General features: G+C 75.0%; 19 protein-coding genes. 18 read left to right on the forward strand and 1 reads right to left on the reverse strand.

What is annotated here, in order from left to right; all coding sequences use genetic code 11:
- Nucleotides 1-88: 88 nt before the first annotated feature.
- From FKM96_RS16310 to FKM96_RS20805, 11 genes are all read left to right on the forward strand, one after another.
- Entirely contained in the window at nt 89-1,276 is a 1,188-nt protein-coding gene (locus tag FKM96_RS16310) for an ROK family transcriptional regulator (RefSeq protein WP_147796115.1), read from the forward strand.
- 103 nt (nt 1,277-1,379) lie between these two features.
- Nucleotides 1,380-2,675, forward strand: coding sequence for an extracellular solute-binding protein (locus tag FKM96_RS16315; protein ID WP_147796116.1), 1,296 nt, complete (start codon nt 1,380-1,382; stop codon nt 2,673-2,675).
- 71 nt (nt 2,676-2,746) lie between these two features.
- Nucleotides 2,747-3,718 carry a carbohydrate ABC transporter permease gene (locus FKM96_RS16320; protein WP_147796117.1) on the forward strand — a complete coding sequence of 324 codons (972 nt, stop codon included), beginning with the start codon at nt 2,747-2,749 and terminating at the stop codon, nt 3,716-3,718.
- Entirely contained in the window at nt 3,715-4,686 is a 972-nt protein-coding gene (locus tag FKM96_RS16325; RefSeq protein WP_147796118.1) for a carbohydrate ABC transporter permease, read from the forward strand. Before FKM96_RS16320 ends, FKM96_RS16325 begins: the two co-directional genes overlap by 4 nt.
- Before the next feature lies 1 nt (nt 4,687).
- On the forward strand, nt 4,688-5,782 hold the full coding sequence (locus FKM96_RS16330; RefSeq protein ID WP_246855035.1) for an ROK family protein: 1,095 nt from the start codon (nt 4,688-4,690) through the stop codon (nt 5,780-5,782).
- A complete protein-coding gene (nagB, locus tag FKM96_RS16335; RefSeq protein WP_147796119.1) occupies nt 5,782-6,576 on the forward strand; it encodes a glucosamine-6-phosphate deaminase in 795 nt (264 codons plus the stop codon). Before FKM96_RS16330 ends, nagB begins: the two co-directional genes overlap by 1 nt.
- A 71-nt stretch (nt 6,577-6,647) precedes the next feature.
- Nucleotides 6,648-6,986, forward strand: a complete 339-nt coding sequence (locus tag FKM96_RS16340) for a DUF2200 domain-containing protein (protein WP_246855403.1) — start codon at nt 6,648-6,650, stop codon at nt 6,984-6,986.
- A gap of 328 nt (nt 6,987-7,314) precedes the next feature.
- Nucleotides 7,315-8,097, forward strand: a complete 783-nt coding sequence (locus tag FKM96_RS16345; protein WP_147796121.1) for a hypothetical protein — start codon at nt 7,315-7,317, stop codon at nt 8,095-8,097.
- Between the two features lie 57 nt (nt 8,098-8,154).
- Entirely contained in the window at nt 8,155-8,538 is a 384-nt protein-coding gene (locus FKM96_RS16350; protein WP_210417289.1) for a DUF3039 domain-containing protein, read from the forward strand.
- Nucleotides 8,535-10,340 carry a DEAD/DEAH box helicase gene (locus tag FKM96_RS16355; RefSeq protein WP_147796122.1) on the forward strand — a complete coding sequence of 602 codons (1,806 nt, stop codon included), beginning with the start codon at nt 8,535-8,537 and terminating at the stop codon, nt 10,338-10,340. The genes FKM96_RS16350 and FKM96_RS16355 overlap by 4 nt, the downstream gene beginning before the upstream one ends.
- Nucleotides 10,341-10,527: 187 nt before the next feature.
- On the forward strand, nt 10,528-10,683 hold the full coding sequence (locus FKM96_RS20805) for a hypothetical protein (RefSeq protein ID WP_168217007.1): 156 nt from the start codon (nt 10,528-10,530) through the stop codon (nt 10,681-10,683).
- A gap of 109 nt (nt 10,684-10,792) precedes the next feature.
- Here FKM96_RS20805 and FKM96_RS16360 read toward each other — a convergent pair whose 3' ends face one another.
- Nucleotides 10,793-12,130, reverse strand: a complete 1,338-nt coding sequence (locus tag FKM96_RS16360; RefSeq protein WP_147796123.1) for a nicotinate phosphoribosyltransferase — start codon at nt 12,128-12,130, stop codon at nt 10,793-10,795.
- A gap of 59 nt (nt 12,131-12,189) precedes the next feature.
- On the opposite strand from FKM96_RS16360, the gene clpS reads away from it, so the two are divergent.
- From clpS to FKM96_RS16395, 7 genes are all read left to right on the forward strand, one after another.
- Nucleotides 12,190-12,477, forward strand: a complete 288-nt coding sequence (gene clpS / locus FKM96_RS16365; RefSeq protein WP_371300440.1) for an ATP-dependent Clp protease adapter ClpS — start codon at nt 12,190-12,192, stop codon at nt 12,475-12,477.
- Nucleotides 12,478-13,203 (forward strand): DUF2017 family protein, encoded by a 726-nt coding sequence (locus tag FKM96_RS16370; protein WP_147796125.1) that lies wholly within the window; start codon nt 12,478-12,480, stop codon nt 13,201-13,203.
- Between the two features lie 10 nt (nt 13,204-13,213).
- Nucleotides 13,214-14,029: a glutamate racemase gene (gene murI, locus FKM96_RS16375; protein ID WP_147796126.1), complete on the forward strand. Its 816-nt coding sequence runs from the start codon at nt 13,214-13,216 to the stop codon at nt 14,027-14,029.
- Between the two features lie 168 nt (nt 14,030-14,197).
- Nucleotides 14,198-15,001: an MBL fold metallo-hydrolase gene (locus FKM96_RS16380; RefSeq protein WP_147796127.1), complete on the forward strand. Its 804-nt coding sequence runs from the start codon at nt 14,198-14,200 to the stop codon at nt 14,999-15,001.
- A 29-nt stretch (nt 15,002-15,030) separates the two neighbouring features.
- Nucleotides 15,031-15,864: a ribonuclease PH gene (gene rph / locus FKM96_RS16385; protein ID WP_147796128.1), complete on the forward strand. Its 834-nt coding sequence runs from the start codon at nt 15,031-15,033 to the stop codon at nt 15,862-15,864.
- The gene (gene rdgB / locus FKM96_RS16390) at nt 15,861-16,493 is read left to right on the forward strand and encodes an RdgB/HAM1 family non-canonical purine NTP pyrophosphatase (RefSeq protein ID WP_147796129.1); all 633 of its coding nucleotides are present in this window, start codon (nt 15,861-15,863) and stop codon (nt 16,491-16,493) included. Before rph ends, rdgB begins: the two co-directional genes overlap by 4 nt.
- A complete protein-coding gene (locus tag FKM96_RS16395) occupies nt 16,486-18,102 on the forward strand; it encodes an ABC-F family ATP-binding cassette domain-containing protein (RefSeq protein WP_147796130.1) in 1,617 nt (538 codons plus the stop codon). The genes rdgB and FKM96_RS16395 overlap by 8 nt, the downstream gene beginning before the upstream one ends.
- Nucleotides 18,103-18,120: the final 18 nt, after the last annotated feature.

Genomic DNA, 18,120 nt, shown 5'->3' on the forward strand with positions numbered 1-18,120 from the left:
GTCGGCCTCGTGAACGCCCGGTCACGAAGTGGTCACGGTCACACGAACTCCTTGACGGTGGATTAGTAAGGAAGGTCTACTAACAAACATGACGACGACGACGCCGTCCGCCACCTCGGGCCACCGGGGGGTCGGGCGCACACTCCGCCCGACGGGCAAGGTGCTCCCCGAGCACGCCCGGGCGCACAACCGGTCGCTCGTCCTGCAGCACCTGTTCCACCAGGGCCCGTCGTCCCGTGCCGACCTCGCGCGCAGCACCGGCCTCACCCGGGTCACGGTCTCCGACCTGGTGTCCGTGCTCATCTCCGAGGGCCTGGTCGCCGAGCTCGGCGTCCGCCCGGAGGGGAGGGTCGGCAAGCCGGCGACGCTCGTCGGGATGCGGACCGAGGAGTTCCAGGTCGTGGCGGTCGACCTCGCGGACGACGCCAGCCTGCGCGGCGCGGTCATGACGCTCACCGGCGCGGTCGTCGCCCGGCGCACCGTCTCCCTCGACGGCCGGACCGGCGACGCCGCGGTCGCGGTGCTCGAGGACCTGTGCCGCGAGCTGCTCGCCGCCGCGGACCGGCCCGTCGTCGGCGTCGGCATCGGATCGCCCGGCGTGATCGACGCCGCGGGGGTCGTCGTCGAGGCGCCCAACCGCGGCTGGTACGACCTGCCGCTGGCCGCGCTGCTCGCCGAGCGGCTCGGCGTGCCGGTGCAGGTCGCCAACGACGCGAACACCCACGCGCTGGGGGAGTACACCTACGGGGGCGCGTCCGGCGCGGGCCTCATGGTCGTCACCGTCGGCCAGGGCCTCGGCGCCGGGATCGTGCTGGACGGCGCGTTGGTGCGCGGCCGCGCGCACGCCGCCGGGGAGATCGGGCACGTCACCGTGGTCGACGACCGCGACGTGCGAGCAGGCGACCCCGAGCCCCGGCCGTGCGCGTGCGGGCGCGCCGGCTGCCTGGAGACGCTGCTCTCCCTGCCCGCGCTGCGCCGCGCCACCGCCGGCCGCAGCCCCGAGGAGTCCGACGCGGTGCTCGCGTCGGTCGGACGGAAGCTGGGCGTGGCCCTCGCTCCCGTCGTCAGTGCCCTCAACCTCGCCGAGGTCCTGCTCTCGGGTCCCCCGGAGCTGCTGGACGGAGCCCTCAGGGTCGAGGCGCTCGCCACGCTCCGGGCCCGGACCCTGCCCCTGCTGGGGCAGGACCTCGTGCTGCGGATGGGTTCGCTGGACGAGGACGGGGCGCTCTCCGGCGCCGCGGCCCTCGTGCTGTCCGGTCAGCTCGGGGTCACGTGACGACCCCGAGCCGACCGCTTGCAGTGCCGGTACCACCACCCCCGGCGGGGCTTGCAGGCCCCGCCTCGCATCAGGGAGGAACACCAACGTGAAGATCGTACGGATGGCAGCCGTCGGTGTGGCGGCGGCGCTCGTGCTGACCGCCTGCTCGTCGGGCGACGACGGCGGCTCGACCGGGTCCGACGGGACCCCCGAGGCCGCGGAGATCACGCTCTGGCTCAACGGGGCGGACACCCCCGACGAGCTGCGCGACTACCTCAAGACGACCTTCGAGGAGGAGAACCCCGGGTCGACCCTCGTCATCGAGGAGCAGGACTGGAACGACGTCGTCACCAAGCTGACGACGGCGCTGCCGGACGAGGCGAACACGCCCGACGTGGTCGAGATCGGCAACACGCAGTCGCCGACGTTCACCACCATCGGCGCGTTCCGCGACCTCACCCCGCTCTACGACGAGCTGGGCGGCGACGACCTGCTGCCGTCGTTCGTCGAGGTGGGCAAGGCCGACGGCAAGAACTACGCGCTGCCCTACTACTTCGGCTCGCGCTACATGTTCTACCGGGCCGACCTTTGGGCGGCGGCGGGCCTGGAGAAGCCCACGACGCTCGACGAGTTCGCGCAGGACGTCGCGGCGCTCAAGACCGACAGCCAGTCGGGCTTCGCGATCGGCGGCCAGGACTGGCGCAACGGCATCTCCTGGGTGTTCGCGAACGGTGGCGAGCTCGCCACCGAGGACGGCGGAGAGTGGACCTCGACGCTGTCCGACCCGAACACGATCAAGGGCCTCGAGCAGTGGCAGGACGTCTACGCGGGCTCGTCCAACGTGCCGGCCACCGAGCGCGACGTGGCGTACTGGGACTTCCTGAACGACGGCACCGACGGCGCCGCCCCGGCCGCCGCGACGATCATGGCGCCAGGCTGGGCCCGGTGGTCGATCGGCGACCTGAAGACGGACGACGCCGGCGAGGAGGTCCGCGACGGCATGGAGGACGAGTCGAAGTTCGACATCTTCGCCCTCCCCGGCGTGGACGGCGGCATCGCGCCGGTGTTCGCGGGCGGGTCGAACATCGCCATCTCGGCGAAGTCCCAGCACCCGGAGCTCTCCGAGAACCTCCTGCGCATCATCTTCTCGCCGGACTACCAGGAGATGCTCGGCCAGAGCGGTCTGGGCCCGGCGAACGCGCAGTACGTCGACGCCCTCGGCGACGACAAGTTCGCCACCACGATGATCGAGACCGCGGCGGCCTCCAAGCTCACCCCGGCGGCCCCGGGCTGGGCGGCCGTCGAGGCGGCGTTCGTCTACGAGGAGCTGTTCCAGGCGATCGCCGAGGGCGGTGACGTGACCGAGCTCGCCGCGCAGTACGACGAGAAGATCACGCCGATGCTCAACGGCCAGTGACGTCCTCCCGGCCGCAGGGCACGCGCCCCGCGGCCGGGACCGTCCGGCCACCGCTCGTCAGGAGAGGTGCCATGTCCACCACCGCGGCCCGCCCCGGGCCGGCCACCCCGCCCGCGCCGCCGGCGGCCCCCGCGCCCGCCGCGCACCGGCCCCGCCGCCGCAGGCCCGGCCTCACCGCCTACGTCCTGCTGGTCCCCGCCGTCTTCGTCCTGCTCGCGGGCATGGGGTACCCGCTGTACTGGCAGGTCGTCACGTCGATGCAGGAGTTCGGCCTGGCGCAGCAGTTCGGCCAGCCGCCGACGTTCGTCGGGCTCGACAACTACGCGCGCATCTTCACCGACGACCGGCTGTGGGCCGTCGTCGCCCGCTCCATCGTGTTCTGCCTGGTCAACGCGTTCGCCACGGTGATCCTCGGTGTGCTGTTCGCGCTGCTGATGAAGGCCGTGCACCCGGTCGTCCGGATCGTGCTGCAGGTCGCCCTGCTGCTCGCCTGGGCCATGCCGATGGTCGCCGCCGTCACCGTGTGGAAGTGGCTGTTCGACTGGCGCACCGGCGTCGTGAACTGGCTGCTCGTCCAGCTGGGCTTCGACCAGTACAGCGGGCACGCGTGGCTCGCCCAGCCGCTGTCGTTCTTCTTCGTCGCGACCGTGATCATCGTGTGGATGTCGGTGCCGTTCGTGGCGCTGTCGGTCTACGCCGCGCTGACGCAGGTGTCCGACGAGGTGCTCGAGGCCGCCCGCATCGACGGCGCCGGCCCGACCCGGATCCTCTGGCACATCACGATGCCGCTGATCCGCCCCGTGCTGTCGATCGTGCTGCTGCTGCAGATCATCTGGGACCTGCGGGTGTTCGCGCAGATCCGGCTGCTGCAGGACAGCGGCGCGCCGGTCAGCGAGACCAACCTGCTGGGCAACTTCATCTTCGAGCTCGGCATCGGCCGGCAGGACTTCGCCGGCGCGGCCGCCGTGTCGATCTTCGTGCTCGCGCTGACCGTGCTGCTGAGCTGGCCGTACGTCCGGAACCTGCTGAAGGAGGACGCATGAGCGCCACCACGTCCCCCGCGGGCCCCGCCGGGTCGGTGGACCCGGTCGCCGCCCCGCCGGCCCGCGCCGGCACACCGGCCGTGCCGAGCGCGTCCGGGCCCGGACCGCGCCGGGGAGCCGCCGGGGGCCGGGTCGGCCGCCGGGTCCGCCGCGCGCTGCTCGGGCTGCTGGCCGTCGTCATCGCCGTCGTGTGGGCGTTCCCCGTCTACTGGATGGTGCTGTCCTCGGTGCTGCCGGGCTCCCGGCTGCGGTCCACGACGCCGACGTTCCTGCCCACCGGCGCCACCCTCGCGAACTTCCGGTCCGTGCTCGACGGCGCCGGCTTCGGCACCGCGCTGCGGATGAGCCTGGCGATCACCGCCGTCACCGTCGTGGCCGTGCTGGTGTTCGCGTTCCTCGCGGCGCTCGCGATCAGCCGGTTCCGGTTCCGCGGGCGGCTGACGTTCGTCATCGCGGTGCTGTTCGTGCAGATGCTGCCCGCCGAGGGCCTGTTCATCGCGCAGTACAAGATGCTGTCCTCGGTCAACCTGCTGAACAGCGTCATCGGCGTCTCGGTCCTGTACACCGCGGCCGTCGTGCCGTTCACGATCTGGATGCTGCGCGGGTTCGTCGCCGGCGTGCCGATCGAGCTCGAGGAGGCCGCCATGGTCGACGGGCTCAGCCGGGTGAAGGCGTTCCTGCGGATCACGTTCCCGCTGCTCGCGCCCGGCCTGGTCGCGTCGGGGGTGTACGCGTTCCTGCAGGCGTGGAACGAGTTCACCGTCGCGCTCGTCGCGCTCCCCGCCGAGTCCGCCCGCACGCTGCCGCTGTGGCTGCGGTCGTTCCTCGCGTCGTCCGCGAACCGCGGCGTCGACTGGGGCGAGGTCATGGCCGCGTCGACACTCATCGCCGTCCCCGTGATCGTCTTCTTCCTGCTGGTGCAGGGCAGGATGACGTCGGGGCTGGTGTCCGGAGCGGTGAAGGGCTGACGTGGACGAGCTGATGACCTGGCCGCGCGGCGCGTCCGCGGGGCCGGAGGGGTCGGGCGTGCCGGCGCCGGCCGGGGCCGTGGCCGCCGGGCCCGGGGCGGTCGCGCCGCTCGGGGGAGCACCGGTGGTCGCCGCCGGGGTGGCCACCACCGTCGAGGGCGGTCCGGACCTCGCCGCCGGGTGGTCCGTCGGGCTCGACGTGGGCGGCACCAAGACGCTCGGCGTGCTCGTCGCGCCGGACGGCGCCGTGGGCCCGTCGGTGCGGCTCGCCGCCCGGTCCGGGGGCGACGGCGTCGCCGGGACCGCCGCGGAGGCCGTGCGGGCGCTGGTCGCGGAGGCCGGCCTGCCCGCGGGTGCGCTGGCGGGCGTGGGCATCGGGCTGCCCGGGATCGTCGACCCCGCGACGGGTCGCGTCGAGCACGCGGTGAACCTCGGGATCGAGTCGGCGGTACCGCTCGCGGCACAGGTGTCGGCCGCGCTCGACGGGGTGCCGGTGCGGCTCGAGAACGACCTCAACGTGGCCGCGCTCGGCGCGGCGCACCTGCTGCCCGACCCGGCGCCCGACCTCGCGTTCCTCGCGCTCGGCACCGGCCTGGCCGCGGGCCTCGTGCTGGACGGCCGGCTGCGCCGCGGCGCCTCGGGCGTGGCCGGCGAGATCGGCCACATGGTGCACGTCCCCGGTGGGCTGCCGTGCCCCTGCGGGCAGCGCGGCTGCCTCGAGCAGTACGCGTCCGGCGGGGCGCTGTCCGCCGCGTGGCCCGGTCCCGGCGACCGCCCGGCCCCGGTGGCCCTGTTCGAGGCGGCCGACTCCGGGGATGCTGGTGCCGTGGCGGTGCGCGACCGGTTCGCCGGGGCCGTGGCCGCCGCGGTGCGCGTGCTCCTGCTCACCACCGACGTCGCGCACGTCGTCGTCGGGGGCGGGGTCGCCGAGCTCGGCGACCCGCTGCTGCGGATGGTGCGCGCGCGGCTGGACGACGAGGCCCGGGACTCCGCGTTCCTGGCCGCGATGCACATGGCGGAACGGGTGACCCTCGCGCCGCGCGGAGTGCCGGTGGGTGCCGTGGGCGCCGCGCTGGTCGGACGGAAGGAGTCCTGATGGAGGTCGTCATCGCCCCGGGCCCGGAGCTCGCGCGGCTGACCGCCGACGCGATCGAGCGGGTCGTGAGCGGGCGCGCCGCGGACGGCGGGCACGCGGTGCTCGGCATCGCCACCGGGTCCAGCCCGCTGGCCGTCTACGACGAGCTCGCCCGCCGGCACGCGGAGGAGGGGCTGTCCTTCGCCGGGGTGCGCGCCTTCATGCTCGACGAGTACGTCGGCCTGCCCGCCGACCACCCCGAGCGGTACCGGAACGTCATCGAGAAGGAGTTCGCGTCCCGCGTCGACATCGACCCGGCCGACGTGCACGGGCCCGACGGCCTCGCGTCGGACATCCCGGGCGCGTGCGCGGCGTACGAGGCGGCCATCGCGGACGCCGGCGGCGTGGACGTGCAGATCCTCGGCGTCGGCACCGACGGGCACATCGCGTTCAACGAGCCCGGGTCGTCGCTGGCGTCCCGCACCCGGATCAAGACGCTGACCCGGCAGACCCGCGAGGACAACGCCCGGTTCTTCGGCGGCGACGTCTCGCAGGTGCCGACGCACTGCCTCACCCAGGGCCTCGCGACGATCATGTCCGCGCGGCACGTCGTCCTGCTGGCGAGCGGGAAGCACAAGGCCGAGGCCGTGCACCAGCTCGTCGAGGGCTCGGTCAGCGCCATGTGGCCCGGCACGATCCTGCAGCACCACCCGCACGCGACGGTCCTGGTCGACGAGGCCGCCGCCGGGCGGCTGCAGCTCGCGTCGTACTACCGGGAGACGTTCGACGCGAAGCCGGGCTGGCAGGGGATCTGAGCGTGGCGGGGGCGGGCGGTCCGGGCGCTGCCGGCGCGGGCGGCGCTGCCGGTACACCCGGAGGGCACCGGATCTTCGGGACGCCGTTCGCGGCGATCTACCCGCACTACGTGACGAAGGTCGAGCGCAAGGGCCGTGACGTCGCCGACCTCGGCGAGGTCCTCGAGTGGCTGACCGGCTACGACGAGGCGGGTCTGGCCGCGGCCCTGGCGGACGACCGGACGCTCGCGGAGTTCTTCGAGCGGGCCCCGGCGATGAACCCGAACACGGCGCTGATCCGGGGCGTGGTCTGCGGCGTGCGGGTGGAGGAGATCGAGGACCCGCTCATGCAGCAGATCCGCTGGATGGACAAGCTGGTCGACGAGCTGGCCCGCGGCAAGAAGCTCCAGAGCATCCTCCGCTCCCCGTAGGGCCGTCGCCGGCCGAGGTCGAGCGTTTCTGTCGAGGTCGAGGGTTTCCCGCGGTGTTCTGCGGGCGAACCCTCGACCTCGGCGCGCGCTGTCCACAGGGGGCGCGGGGAGGGGTTTCGTCACGGCGTGCTGGTCGGGTTGGGTCGGCGGCATGGCGGATGACGGGGCTGGGCTCGGGGAGGTGGTCCTCGCGCGTCGTCACGACGCCCACGGGCTCGCGGCACGGCACCGGCGCGGCGAGGTCGAGCGCGTGCGGTGGGGCGCCTACCTCCCCTCCGCCCCGACGCAGGGACCGGCCCGGGATGCCCGGCGCCGGATGCTCGCGAGGGTGGAGGCGGTCCACGCGCAGCTGGTGGTGCCGCACTGGTTCAGCCACGAGTCCGCCGCGGTGATGTGGGGCTGCGATACTGTCCGGCTGTCGGAGGCCGTGCACCTGACCCAGGACGGCCGCCCGGCCCGACGCGGCCGCGACGCCGTCATCCGGCACCACGGTGGTGTGCCCGGGTCGGAGCGGGCGGAGGTGCACGGGCTACCGGTGACGAGCCCGGAACGCACCGTGCTCGACTGCGCCTCGTCGCTCACACCCGACAGGGCGCTCGTCATCGCGGACTCGGCGCTGCGCCGCGGGGCCGACGCCGACGGGATCGACCGGATGCTCGGCGCGAGAGCGGGGCGCCGCGGGGTGTCCCGGGCGCGGGCCGTGCTCGCGCTCGCCGACGGCCGCGCCCAGTCGCCGGGGGAGTCGCTCGTGCGGCTGGCCGTGCACGACCACGGCTTGCCGGCCCCGGACCTCCAGGTCCCGGTCCGCACGCGCCGCGGGCGGTTCCTGCTCGACCTCGGCTGGGTCGTGCCGCGGGTGGGAGTCGAGTTCGACGGGTTCGTGAAGTACACGGGTGCGTTCGGGAGCACGGCGCCGGAAGCGGTGTTCGCCGAGAAGCAGCGCCAGGACGCCCTGGAGGACGAGGGCTGGCGCATCCTCCGGGCCACGTGGGACGACCTGCGCACTCCGGTGATGCTCGCCACCCGGATCGCTCGCGCCCTGCGGCAGGCATCTGCCGAGGTCGAGCGTTTTCGCCGAGGTCGAGCGGTTCAGAGCGGCCTTCGCCGGTAAACGCTCGACCTCGGCGAAGGCCCGGGGGCGTCGGAGGGGCCGCGTACAGTTGTCGGCATGAGTGAGCCCCTGCCGCCGAGCACCGAGCCGGACCGACTCTCGGACCCCGGCACCGGCGCCGGGACCGGGCTGCTCGAGCGGCCCGCCGAGCAGACCGCCGAGCCCGGGGACCACGAGCGCTTCGCGCACTACGTGCGCAAGGAGAAGATCATGGAGTCGGCGATGTCCGGCAAGCCCGTGGTCGCGCTCTGCGGGAAGGTGTGGGTGCCGGGCCGGGACCCGAACAAGTTCCCCGTGTGCCCGGTGTGCAAGGAGATCTACGAGGGCCTCCGCGAGCCGCAGGACGGCGGCGACGGGGACTCCGGCAAGGGCTCGGGCGGCGGACGCCGCTGGGGCTTCGGCCGCGGCAAGGGGTCCGGCGACTCCTCCGGCGGACAGTGAGCGCCGCGGACCGCCCCGCCTCCGCACCCAGCACGCACGCCTCGCCGTCGGCAGCATCGCAGCTGCCCCCGGCGTTCCCTGCGCGTGCGCCCTGGGGGACGGCGGGCAAGCTGCGCGCCTGGCAGGCCGAGGCCCTCGAGCAGTACCTGACCACCGAGCCGCGGGACTTCCTCGCGGTGGCGACGCCGGGTGCGGGCAAGACGACCTTCGCGCTGCGCATCGCGACCGAGCTGCTGCAGGCCGGCATCGTGCGCCGCGTGACCGTCGTCGCGCCCACCGAGCACCTCAAGCACCAGTGGGCGGACGCCGCCGCGCGGGTCGGCATCAAGCTCGACCCGAACTTCAAGAACTCCCAGGGCCGGCACGGGCACGGCTTCGACGGCGTGGCGCTGACCTACGCCGGCGTCGCGTCCAAGCCCGCGCTGCACGCCGCCCGCACGACCGCGGCGCGCACCCTGGTCATCCTCGACGAGGTGCACCACGGCGGCGACGCGCTGTCCTGGGGCGACGCCGTGCACGAGGCGTTCGAGGGCGCCACCCGCCGGCTCTCCCTGACCGGCACCCCGTTCCGGTCCGACACGGCGCAGATCCCGTTCGTCGAGTACGAGCGCGGCGTCGACGGCATCCGCCGCAGCAAGGCCGACTACACCTACGGGTACTCCGAGGCGTTGCGGGACCACGTCGTCCGCCCCGTGCTGTTCCTCACGTACTCCGGGTCGATGCGCTGGCGCACCAAGGCCGGCGACGAGGTCAGCGCCCGCCTGGGCGAGCCGCTGACCAAGGACATGACCGCGCAGGCGTGGCGCACGGCGCTCAACCCCGACGGCGAGTGGATCCCGTCCGTGATCGCCGCGGCCGACCGCCGGCTGACCGAGGTCCGCCGCACGGTCCCGGACGCCGGGGCCATGATCATCGCGACCGACCAGACCGACGCGCGCGCCTACGCCGGGCACATCGCCCGGCTCACCGGGAAGTCGCCGACGGTGGTGCTGTCCGACGACGACGGCGCGAGCGCCCGCATCGACGAGTTCTCCGCCTCCGACGAGCGCTGGCTGGTCGCGGTCCGCATGGTGTCCGAGGGCGTCGACGTCCCGCGGCTCGCGGTCGGCGTCTACGCCACCAGCACGTCGACGCCGCTGTTCTTCGCCCAGGCCATCGGCCGGTTCGTCCGTGCCCGCAAGCGCGGCGAGACGGCGTCGGTGTTCCTGCCGAGCGTCGCCCCGCTGCTCGCGCTGGCCAACAGCATGGAGGTCGAGCGGGACCACGCCCTCGACCGTCCGCTGACCGCGGAGGAGCAGGGCGAGGGCTACAACCCCGAGGACGCGCTGGTCGCGCAGGCGAACCGCGCCGAGAAGGGGTCGGACGCCCTGCAGGGCACGTTCGAGGCGCTGGAGGCGCAGGCGTCGTTCGACCGCGTGCTGTTCGACGGCGGCGAGTTCGGCACGGGCGCGGACGTCGGCTCGGACGAGGAGCTCGACTTCCTCGGCCTGCCCGGCCTGCTCGACCCCGACCAGGTGACGACGCTGCTGCGGCAGCGCCAGGCGAGCCAGCAGAGCGCCAAGCGGTCCAAGGCGCAGCCCGCCGAGGACCGGGCCGAGATGGACCACCGCAAGCAGGCCGAGCTGCGCAAGGAGCTCGCCCAGCTGGTGGGCGCCTGGTCCCGCAAGAGCGGCCAGCCGCACGGCGCAGTGCACACGGAGCTGCGGCGCCGGTGCGGCGGGCCGGAGGTGGCCCTGGCGGACCCGAAGCAGCTCGAGGCGCGCGTGGCGATGCTGCGCGGGTGGTTCGTCGGCAAGCGCTGACCGACGTCACATCCGGCCCGGACCCGCAGGTCAGCGGGTCGACGTGTACCACCCGACGCGGGATCCGCAACCCGTGCGCTCGACGTGCCGAACCTCAGGATCGGTGCCATCGTCATCCCCGTGAACAGCGCGTTCACCGGGAGAAACCCGGTGGGCGCGATGCCGTAGGACGAAAGGGAGCCGTCAGATGCCTACGTGGCTGATCCTCATCATCATCGGTGCCGTGCTGCTCATCGTCGGCGTGGCGGTCGAGGCCGCCAAGATCCTCATCTGGATCGGTATCGCCGTCCTCGTCGTGAGCCTGATCCTCGGGCTGCTGCGTCGGGGGAAGGCCCGCGTGTAGCAACACCGCACCACGCACGACGACGCCCGCGCACCCCCCTGGAGCGCGGGCGTCGTCGTGTGTCCGGGGTTCGGCGGCCCGCGGCCCTCAGCCCCGCGGCCCGCGGCCCTCAGAGCGTGAGCGTCACCGTCGGGATCGCGGCCTCGTCGGCCGACAGGCGCCGTGCGCCGCGCGGGAGCTCGTCACGGGACGCCGCGTGCCGGGCCGTCGCCGCGGCCACGCCCTCCGCCCCGGTCAGGCCGGGCAGCACCTCGCCGTCGGTCACCAGCGGCACCACCAGGGCGCGCAGGTCGTCGTCGGCCGGCGCCCACGCCGCGACCGCCTCGTCGGGGCCGTCGACCACGACCTCCTCGACCGCCCGGCCGTCGCCGTCGAGCCGCCGGGCCGCCGACTTCCGCCCGCCGACCGACTCCTTGGCCTTCGACGCCTTCGCGACCGGCGCGAGCCGGCCGTCGGACCCCTCGCGGGCCACGAGCTTGTAGACCATGCCGCAGGTCGGCGCGCCGGAGCCGGTGACCAGCGAGGTGCCGACGCCGTAGGAGTCGACGGGGGCGACCGCCAGCGCCGCGATCGCGTACTCGTCCAGGTCCGAGGTGACGACGATCTTCGTGCCCCGCGCGCCGAGGCCGTCGAGCTGGGCCCGCACCTCCTGCGCGAGCACCCCGAGGTCGCCGGAGTCGAGCCGCACCGCCCCGAGACCGGGGCCCGCCGCGGCGACGGCCCGCTCGACGCCCGTCCGCACGTCGTAGGTGTCGACCAGCAGGGTCGTGCCGGCGCCCGCGGAGGCGACCTGCGCGGCGAACGCGGCCTCCTCGTCGTCGTGCAGCAGCGTGAAGGCGTGCGCGGCGGTGCCGATGGTCGGCAGCCCGTACCGGCGGCCGGCCTCCAGGTTCGACGTCCCGGCGAACCCGGCGACCGCGGCGGCGCGGGCGGCGGCGACGGCGGCCTGCTCGTGCGCCCGGCGGGCGCCCATCTCCAGGACCGGCCGGCCGATCGCGGCCGAGGTCATCCGGGACGCGGCCGACGCGATCGCGGAGTCGTAGTTGAGCACCGACAGCACGACGGTCTCGAGCAGCACGGCCTCGGCGAACGTGCCCTCGACGGTCAGCACGGGGGAGTGCGGGAAGAACATCTCGCCCTCCGCGTAGCCGTGGACCGAGCCGGTGAACCGGTAGTCCGCGAGGTACGCCAGCGTGGCGTCGTCGACGACCCGCTCCCGGGCCAGCCAGTCCAGCTCCTCGGGGCCGAACCGGAAGTCGGCGAGCGCCTCCAGGACGCGCCCCGTCCCGGCGAGCACGCCGTACCGGCGGCCGTGGGGGAGGCGCCGCGTGAACACCTCGAACACGCACCGGCGGCCGGCGGTGCCGTCCGCGAGGGCGGCCTGGAGCATGGTGAGCTCGTAGCGGTCGGTCAGCAGGGCCGTGCTCGGCGCGCTCGGTGCGGTCATGTGCCCACGGTAGGCGCCGACCTGCGGGTCCGCGTCGTGCCGGGACCTACAGTGGTCGGGTGTCCGTGGAGATCGCACCCGAGGAGACCGCCCGCGCCGACGGGCAGCTCGCCGACGCCTGGGTCACGATCGTCTGGAACGACCCCGTGAACCTCATGTCCTACGTGACCTACGTCTTCCGGTCGTACTTCGGCTACCCGCAGGAGAAGGCGGAGAAGCTGATGCTCGAGGTGCACGAGGAGGGGCGCTCCGCGGTGTCGACGGGCAACCGCGAGCAGATGGAGGTGGACGTGCAGGCCATGCACTCGTTCGGCCTGTGGGCCACCCTGCAGCGGAGCGACGCCTAGGTGCGGGCGTTCCGGCGGGAGGGCGACGAGCTCGTCGCGGAGGTCGACCCGGGCGAGCGCGAGGTGCTCGCGACCGTGGTCGCCGACGTCGCGGAGCTGCTGGGCGGCGGGCGGTTCGAGGACCGCGCCCGGGAGACGGGCAGCGCGCGGCCGGGGAGCGGCGCCGCGCCCGACGACGCCGCGGCGCTCGGGGTGCGGCTGCGGCTCGACCCGCTGCCCGCGCCCGACGACCCGGCCGTGCACCGGCTGCTGCCCGACGCGTCGCGGGACGACGACGCGGTGGCGGCGGAGTTCCGCCGGCTCACCGAGGACGACCTGCGGCAGCAGAAGATCGACCGGCTGGCGGTGCTGTTCGACGCGCTGACGGTCGAGGCGCTGGGGCACGGGGTCGACGAGCCCACCGACGACGACCACCCGCACCGCCGCCGCCGGCCCCGGGGCCGGCACGAGGCCGTCGCGGTCGTGCGCGTCACGAAGGAGCAGGCCCCGGCGCTCGCGGCCACGCTCACCGACGTCCGCCTGGTGCTGGGCGAGCGGCTGGGCGTCGTCGACGAGGAGGCGAGCGAGCGGCTGGAGCACGAGGTGGTCCGCGGCCGCCCCGGCGACGCGGAGGGTCAGGCCCGGCAGTACCTCGGCTCGGTGTTCCTGGCGCTCGGCTGGTGGCAGGAGACGCTGATGGCGTGCCTGCTCGCCGACCTGCCGGACGCCCCCGCCGGCCGGGACTAGGATCGGTGCCGTGAACGACGCACCCATCGGGATCTTCGACTCGGGGGTGGGTGGGCTCACCAACGCGCGGGCGATCATCGACCAGCTCCCGCACGAGTCGGTGCTCTACATCGGCGACACCCTCAACACCCCGTACGGCTCCAAGCCGCTCGCGGCCGTCCGCGCGCACGCGCTCGAGGTGCTGGACGACCTGGTCGACGCCGGCGTGAAGATGCTGGTCATCGCCTGCAACACCGCCTCGTCCGCGGTGCTGCGCGACGCCCGCGAGCGGTACACGCTGCGCCGCGGCCTGCCGGTGGTCGAGGTGATCCTGCCGGCCGCGCGCCGCGCGGTCGCCGCGACCCGCACCGGAAGGATCGGGGTGATCGCCACGAAGTCGACCGTGGAGTCGAAGTCGTACGACGACGCGTTCGCCGTGGCCCCGGGCGTGCAGCTGACCACCCAGGCGTGCCCGCGGTTCGTGGAGTTCGTCGAGGCGGGCGTCACCTCCGGGCCGGAGCTGCTGAGCGTCGCCGAGGAGTACCTGCGCCCGGTCAAGGAGGCCGACGTCGACACGCTGGTGCTCGGCTGCACGCACTACCCGCTGCTCACCGGCGTCATCTCCTACGTGATGGGCGAGGACGTGACGCTGGTGTCGTCCGCGGAGGAGACGGCCAAGGACGTGTACCGCCAGCTCGTGGCGCACGACCTCGAGCGGGACCCGGCCGCCGGCGCCCCGGAGCACCGGTTCCTCGCGACGGGCGACCCGGACTCGTTCGCGACGCTGGCCCGGCGGTTCCTCGGCCCCGAGGTGCGGCACGTGGAGGCGCGCGGCGCGCTGCGCTGAGCCGGGGCGCGGCCGCGACGCCCGTCGGGGCCCCGCCGTCCCGTGACGAGCGACACGTCACCCCGGGGACCGACGGCCGCCCGCCGCGGCGCCCCGCACGGCATCATGGCTCCCTGGGCCGCCGTCGGACGTCGGTGCGCCGACACGCAGCGGAAGGGGCACCCGCGGATGAGGCTCGTGGTCGTCGGCAGCGCGGGCTCGTTCCCCGGCCCGGACTCGGCGGCGTCGTGCTACCTGGTGCAGGCCGAGGGGCCGGACGGCGCGGGTGGCACCCGGACCTGGAACGTGCTGCTCGACCTCGGCAACGGGGCGCTGGGCCCGCTCCAGCGGCACCTCGCCCCGGCCGCCCTGGACGCGGTCGCGATCAGCCACCTGCACGCCGACCACGTCGCGGACGTCGTCGTGCTCGGCGTCATGCTGCGGTACGACCCCCGCGGCGCCCGGCCGACGCCGCTGCCGCTGCACGGTCCCGAGGGCGTCCGCGAGCGGCTGGCGCAGCTGTCCGGCCACGACCCGGCGACGAGCACCGCGGACCACCTCGCGCTGGGCACCTGGCGCGCGGGGGAGCCGGTGCGGGTCGGGCCGCTGACGATCGAGCCGGTGCCCGTCGAGCACCCGGTGCCCGCGTTCGGCTTCCGGGTCACCGGGCCCTCCGAGGCCGACCCGGCGCGCACGGTGACGCTCGCGTACACCGGCGACACCGACGAGTGCCCCGGCCTGGACGAGCTGGCGGCGGACGCGGACCTGCTGCTCGCCGAGGCCGCCTACCTGGAGTCGACGCCCGGCGCGCCGCGCGGCGTGCACCTGACAGGACGGCGCGCGGGCCTGGCGGCGCAGCGCAACGGGTCCCGCCGGCTGCTGCTCACGCACCTGGTCGCGTGGAACGACCCGGCCGAGAGCCTCGCCGAGGCGGCCGCGGCGTACGACGGGCCGCTGGACCTGGCCCGGCCGGGGACGGTCGTCGCGCTCTGAGGCCCGGCGCGGGTCGTTAGGCTCGGGGGATGACCTCCGACCCCACCGTCACCACCTCCGCCGCGCCCGCGACCGGCCGCGCGGCCGCCTCCCGCGGCGACGGCCGCGCCGTCGACGAGCTCCGCCCGATCGCGATCACCCGCCGCTACCTGGACGCGGGCGAGGGCAGCGTGCTCGTCGAGTTCGGCGGCACCAAGGTGCTGTGCGTGGCGTCGTTCACCGCGGGCGTGCCGCGCTGGCGCAAGGGCTCCGGCGAGGGCTGGGTCACCGCCGAGTACGCGATGCTGCCCCGCGCCACGTCCTCCCGCTCGGACCGCGAGTCGGTCCGGGGCAAGGTCGGCGGCCGCACGCACGAGATCTCCCGGCTGATCGGCCGGTCGCTGCGCGCGATCATCGACGTCGCGGCGCTCGGCGAGAACACCATCGTCCTCGACTGCGACGTGCTGCAGGCCGACGGCGGCACCCGCACCGCCTCCGTGACCGGCGCCTACGTCGCGCTCGCGGACGCCGTCGCGTGGGGCATCGCCCAGGGCTCGGTCGACGCCCGCAAGGTCGTGCTGCGCGACTCGGTGTCGGCCGTGAGCGTCGGCGTGGTCGGCGGCCGGCCGGTGCTGGACCTGCCGTACGAGGAGGACGTGCGCGCGGACACCGACATGAACGTCGTCGTCACCGGCTCGGGCAGCTTCGTCGAGGTGCAGGGCACGGCCGAGCACGCGCCGTTCGACCGCGCCGAGCTGGACTCGCTGCTCGACCTGGCGCTGGTCGGCACGTCGGAGCTGGCGCGCGTGCAGCGCGAGGTGCTGGCCCTGCCGGCGGGGCAGACCGTCACGGTCCGCGGGGGCGCGCAGGCGGTGACCGCGTGACCGGCCCGGCCCGGCTCGTCCTCGCCACCCACAACGCGCACAAGCTCGGCGAGCTGCGCGCCATCCTCGTGCCGGCCCTGCCCGGGCTGGACCCGGACTCGGTGGTCGGCGCCCGCGACGTCGGCGCGCCCGAGCCGGTCGAGGACGGCGTGACGTTCGCGGAGAACGCGCTCATCAAGGCCCGCGCGCTCGCCGCGCACACCGGCCTGCCCGCCGTGGCGGACGACTCCGGCCTGTCGGTCGACGTCCTCGGCGGCGCGCCCGGCATCTTCTCGGCCCGCTGGTCCGGCCGGCACGGCGACGACCGCGCCAACCTCGACCTGCTGCTCGCGCAGCTGTCCGACATCGCGCCGGAGCACCGCGGCGCGCGGTTCACCTGCGCCGCCGCGCTGGTCACGCCGGACGGCGAGGAGCACGTCGAGCTCGGCCACCTGGCCGGCACGCTGGCGACCGCGCCCCGCGGGGAGCACGGGTTCGGCTACGACCCGATCCTGGTGCCCGCGGGCGGCGACCTCACCTGCGCCGAGCTCGCCCCGGAGGAGAAGAACCGCATCTCGCACCGCGGGCAGGCGTTCCGCGCGCTGGTGCCGGCCGTCGTCGCCGTGCTGGGCCGGGAGCCGCGTGGCTGACGTCCACCTGGTCGCGGACGGCCTGACCTTCGGGTACCCGGGGCGGCCGGTCCTCGACGGCGTCGGCCTGTCCGCGTCCGCGGGCGACCGGGTCGGCGTCGTCGGCGAGAACGGCGCGGGCAAGACGACGCTGCTCCGGCTGCTCGCCGGCGACCTCGCCCCCACCGCGGGCGAGGTCCGGCGGTCGGGGTCGGTGTCGGTCGTGCAGCAGGAGCTCGACGTGCCGCCGGGGTCGACGATCGGCGACCTGGTGCGCCGGACCGCGTCCCACGTGCGCGCCGCCGCGGCGCGGCTGGACGAGGTGGTCGCGGGCTTCGACCACGAGGGCGGCGACCTCGCCGCGCTGGCCGACGCGATCGCCGCGGTCGACCGGCTCGCGGCCTGGGACGTCGACCGGCGCGTGGACGAGGCGCTCACCCGGTTCGGCGCCCCGCGCGACCCGGACCGCCGGCTGGACACGCTGAGCGTGGGGGAGGCGTACCGCGCGCGGCTGGCCTGCCACGTCGCCGAGCGCGCCGACGTCCTGCTGCTGGACGAGCCGACCAACCACCTGGACGTCGGGGGGATCGACTACCTGACCGCCCAGCTGCAGCAGTGGCCGGGGGTCGTCGTCATCGTCACGCACGACCGGCGGCTGCTGGACGACGTGATGACCGCGATCCTCGACCTGGACCCGTCGATGGACGGCCGCCCGGTGCTGTACGGGGCGACCCGGTACGCCACCTACCGGTTCGCCAAGGACCAGGCGCTGCGTCGCTGGCGCGCGCGGTACGCCCAGGAGCGCAAGCGCGCGGCGAAGCTGGCCCAGCGGCTCGACGAGTCCTACGAGGGGCTGTCCGACGAGTGGCGCCCGCCCAAGGGCTCGCAGAAGCACCGCCGCGGCACCCGCGCGCGCATCCACGTGAAGGCCGCCGACCGGCTGGTGCAGAAGCTCGAGGCCGAGGCGGTGGAGGTGCCGGTGCCGCCGCCCGCCCTGGCGTTCCCTGACCTGCCGAGCATCCCCGCCGACTACGCCGGCGGGCCGCTGCTGGAGCTGCGCGCGCCGCGCGTCGCGGGCCGGCTGGACCTGCCGGGCGTGCGGGTGGACCTGCCGCCGGCGGGCCGCCTGCTGGTGACCGGGGCGAACGGGGCCGGGAAGTCGACGCTGCTCGGCGCACTGGCGGGACGCACCCCGCTGGACCGGGGGCACCGGGCCGTCGCGCCCGGCGTGCGGCTGGGCGTGCTGGTGCAGGACGACGACAGCCCTGCGCGGCTCGCGACGACGGGGTTCGAGGCCGCCGCGCGGCGCGCGCTGGACCTGCTGCGGTCCGGGGCCCTCGACCCGGCGCACGTGCTGCCGGTGGCGGCGCTGGGCCTGCTCGAGGAGGAGGACCTGGACCGGCCGCTCGGCGAGCTGTCCGTCGGGCAGCGGCGGCGGTTCGAGCTCGCGGCCGCGCTGGTGGCCGCCCCCCACGTGCTGCTCCTGGACGAGCCGACCAACCACCTGTCGATCGCCCTGGTGGACGAGCTGACGGAGGCCCTGCGCCTGACGTCGGCGGCGGTGGTCGTCGCGACCCACGACCGCGCCATGCGGGCGGACCTGGCGGACTGGCCGGCGATCGAGCTGTAGCGCGGCCGCGCGGTGCCG

Origin of the sequence: Cellulomonas sp. Y8, assembly GCF_008033115.1 — a bacterium.
Classification (GTDB): domain Bacteria; phylum Actinomycetota; class Actinomycetes; order Actinomycetales; family Cellulomonadaceae; genus Cellulomonas.

Excerpts from the sequence above, each read along its gene's own strand:
- FKM96_RS16310 (WP_147796115.1), top strand. The coding sequence starts at position 89 with ATGACGACGACGACGCCGTCCGCCACCTCGGGCCACCGGGGGGTCGGG.
- FKM96_RS16315 (WP_147796116.1), top strand. The coding sequence starts at position 1,380 with ATGGCAGCCGTCGGTGTGGCGGCGGCGCTCGTGCTGACCGCCTGCTCG.
- FKM96_RS16320 (WP_147796117.1), top strand. The coding sequence starts at position 2,747 with ATGTCCACCACCGCGGCCCGCCCCGGGCCGGCCACCCCGCCCGCGCCG.
- FKM96_RS16325 (WP_147796118.1), top strand. The coding sequence starts at position 3,715 with ATGAGCGCCACCACGTCCCCCGCGGGCCCCGCCGGGTCGGTGGACCCG.
- nagB (WP_147796119.1), top strand. The coding sequence starts at position 5,782 with ATGGAGGTCGTCATCGCCCCGGGCCCGGAGCTCGCGCGGCTGACCGCC.
- FKM96_RS16350 (WP_210417289.1), top strand. The coding sequence starts at position 8,155 with ATGAGTGAGCCCCTGCCGCCGAGCACCGAGCCGGACCGACTCTCGGAC.
- FKM96_RS20805 (WP_168217007.1), top strand. The coding sequence starts at position 10,528 with ATGCCTACGTGGCTGATCCTCATCATCATCGGTGCCGTGCTGCTCATC.
- FKM96_RS16360 (WP_147796123.1), bottom strand. The coding sequence starts at position 12,130 with ATGACCGCACCGAGCGCGCCGAGCACGGCCCTGCTGACCGACCGCTAC.
- FKM96_RS16380 (WP_147796127.1), top strand. The coding sequence starts at position 14,198 with ATGAGGCTCGTGGTCGTCGGCAGCGCGGGCTCGTTCCCCGGCCCGGAC.
- rph (WP_147796128.1), top strand. The coding sequence starts at position 15,031 with ATGACCTCCGACCCCACCGTCACCACCTCCGCCGCGCCCGCGACCGGC.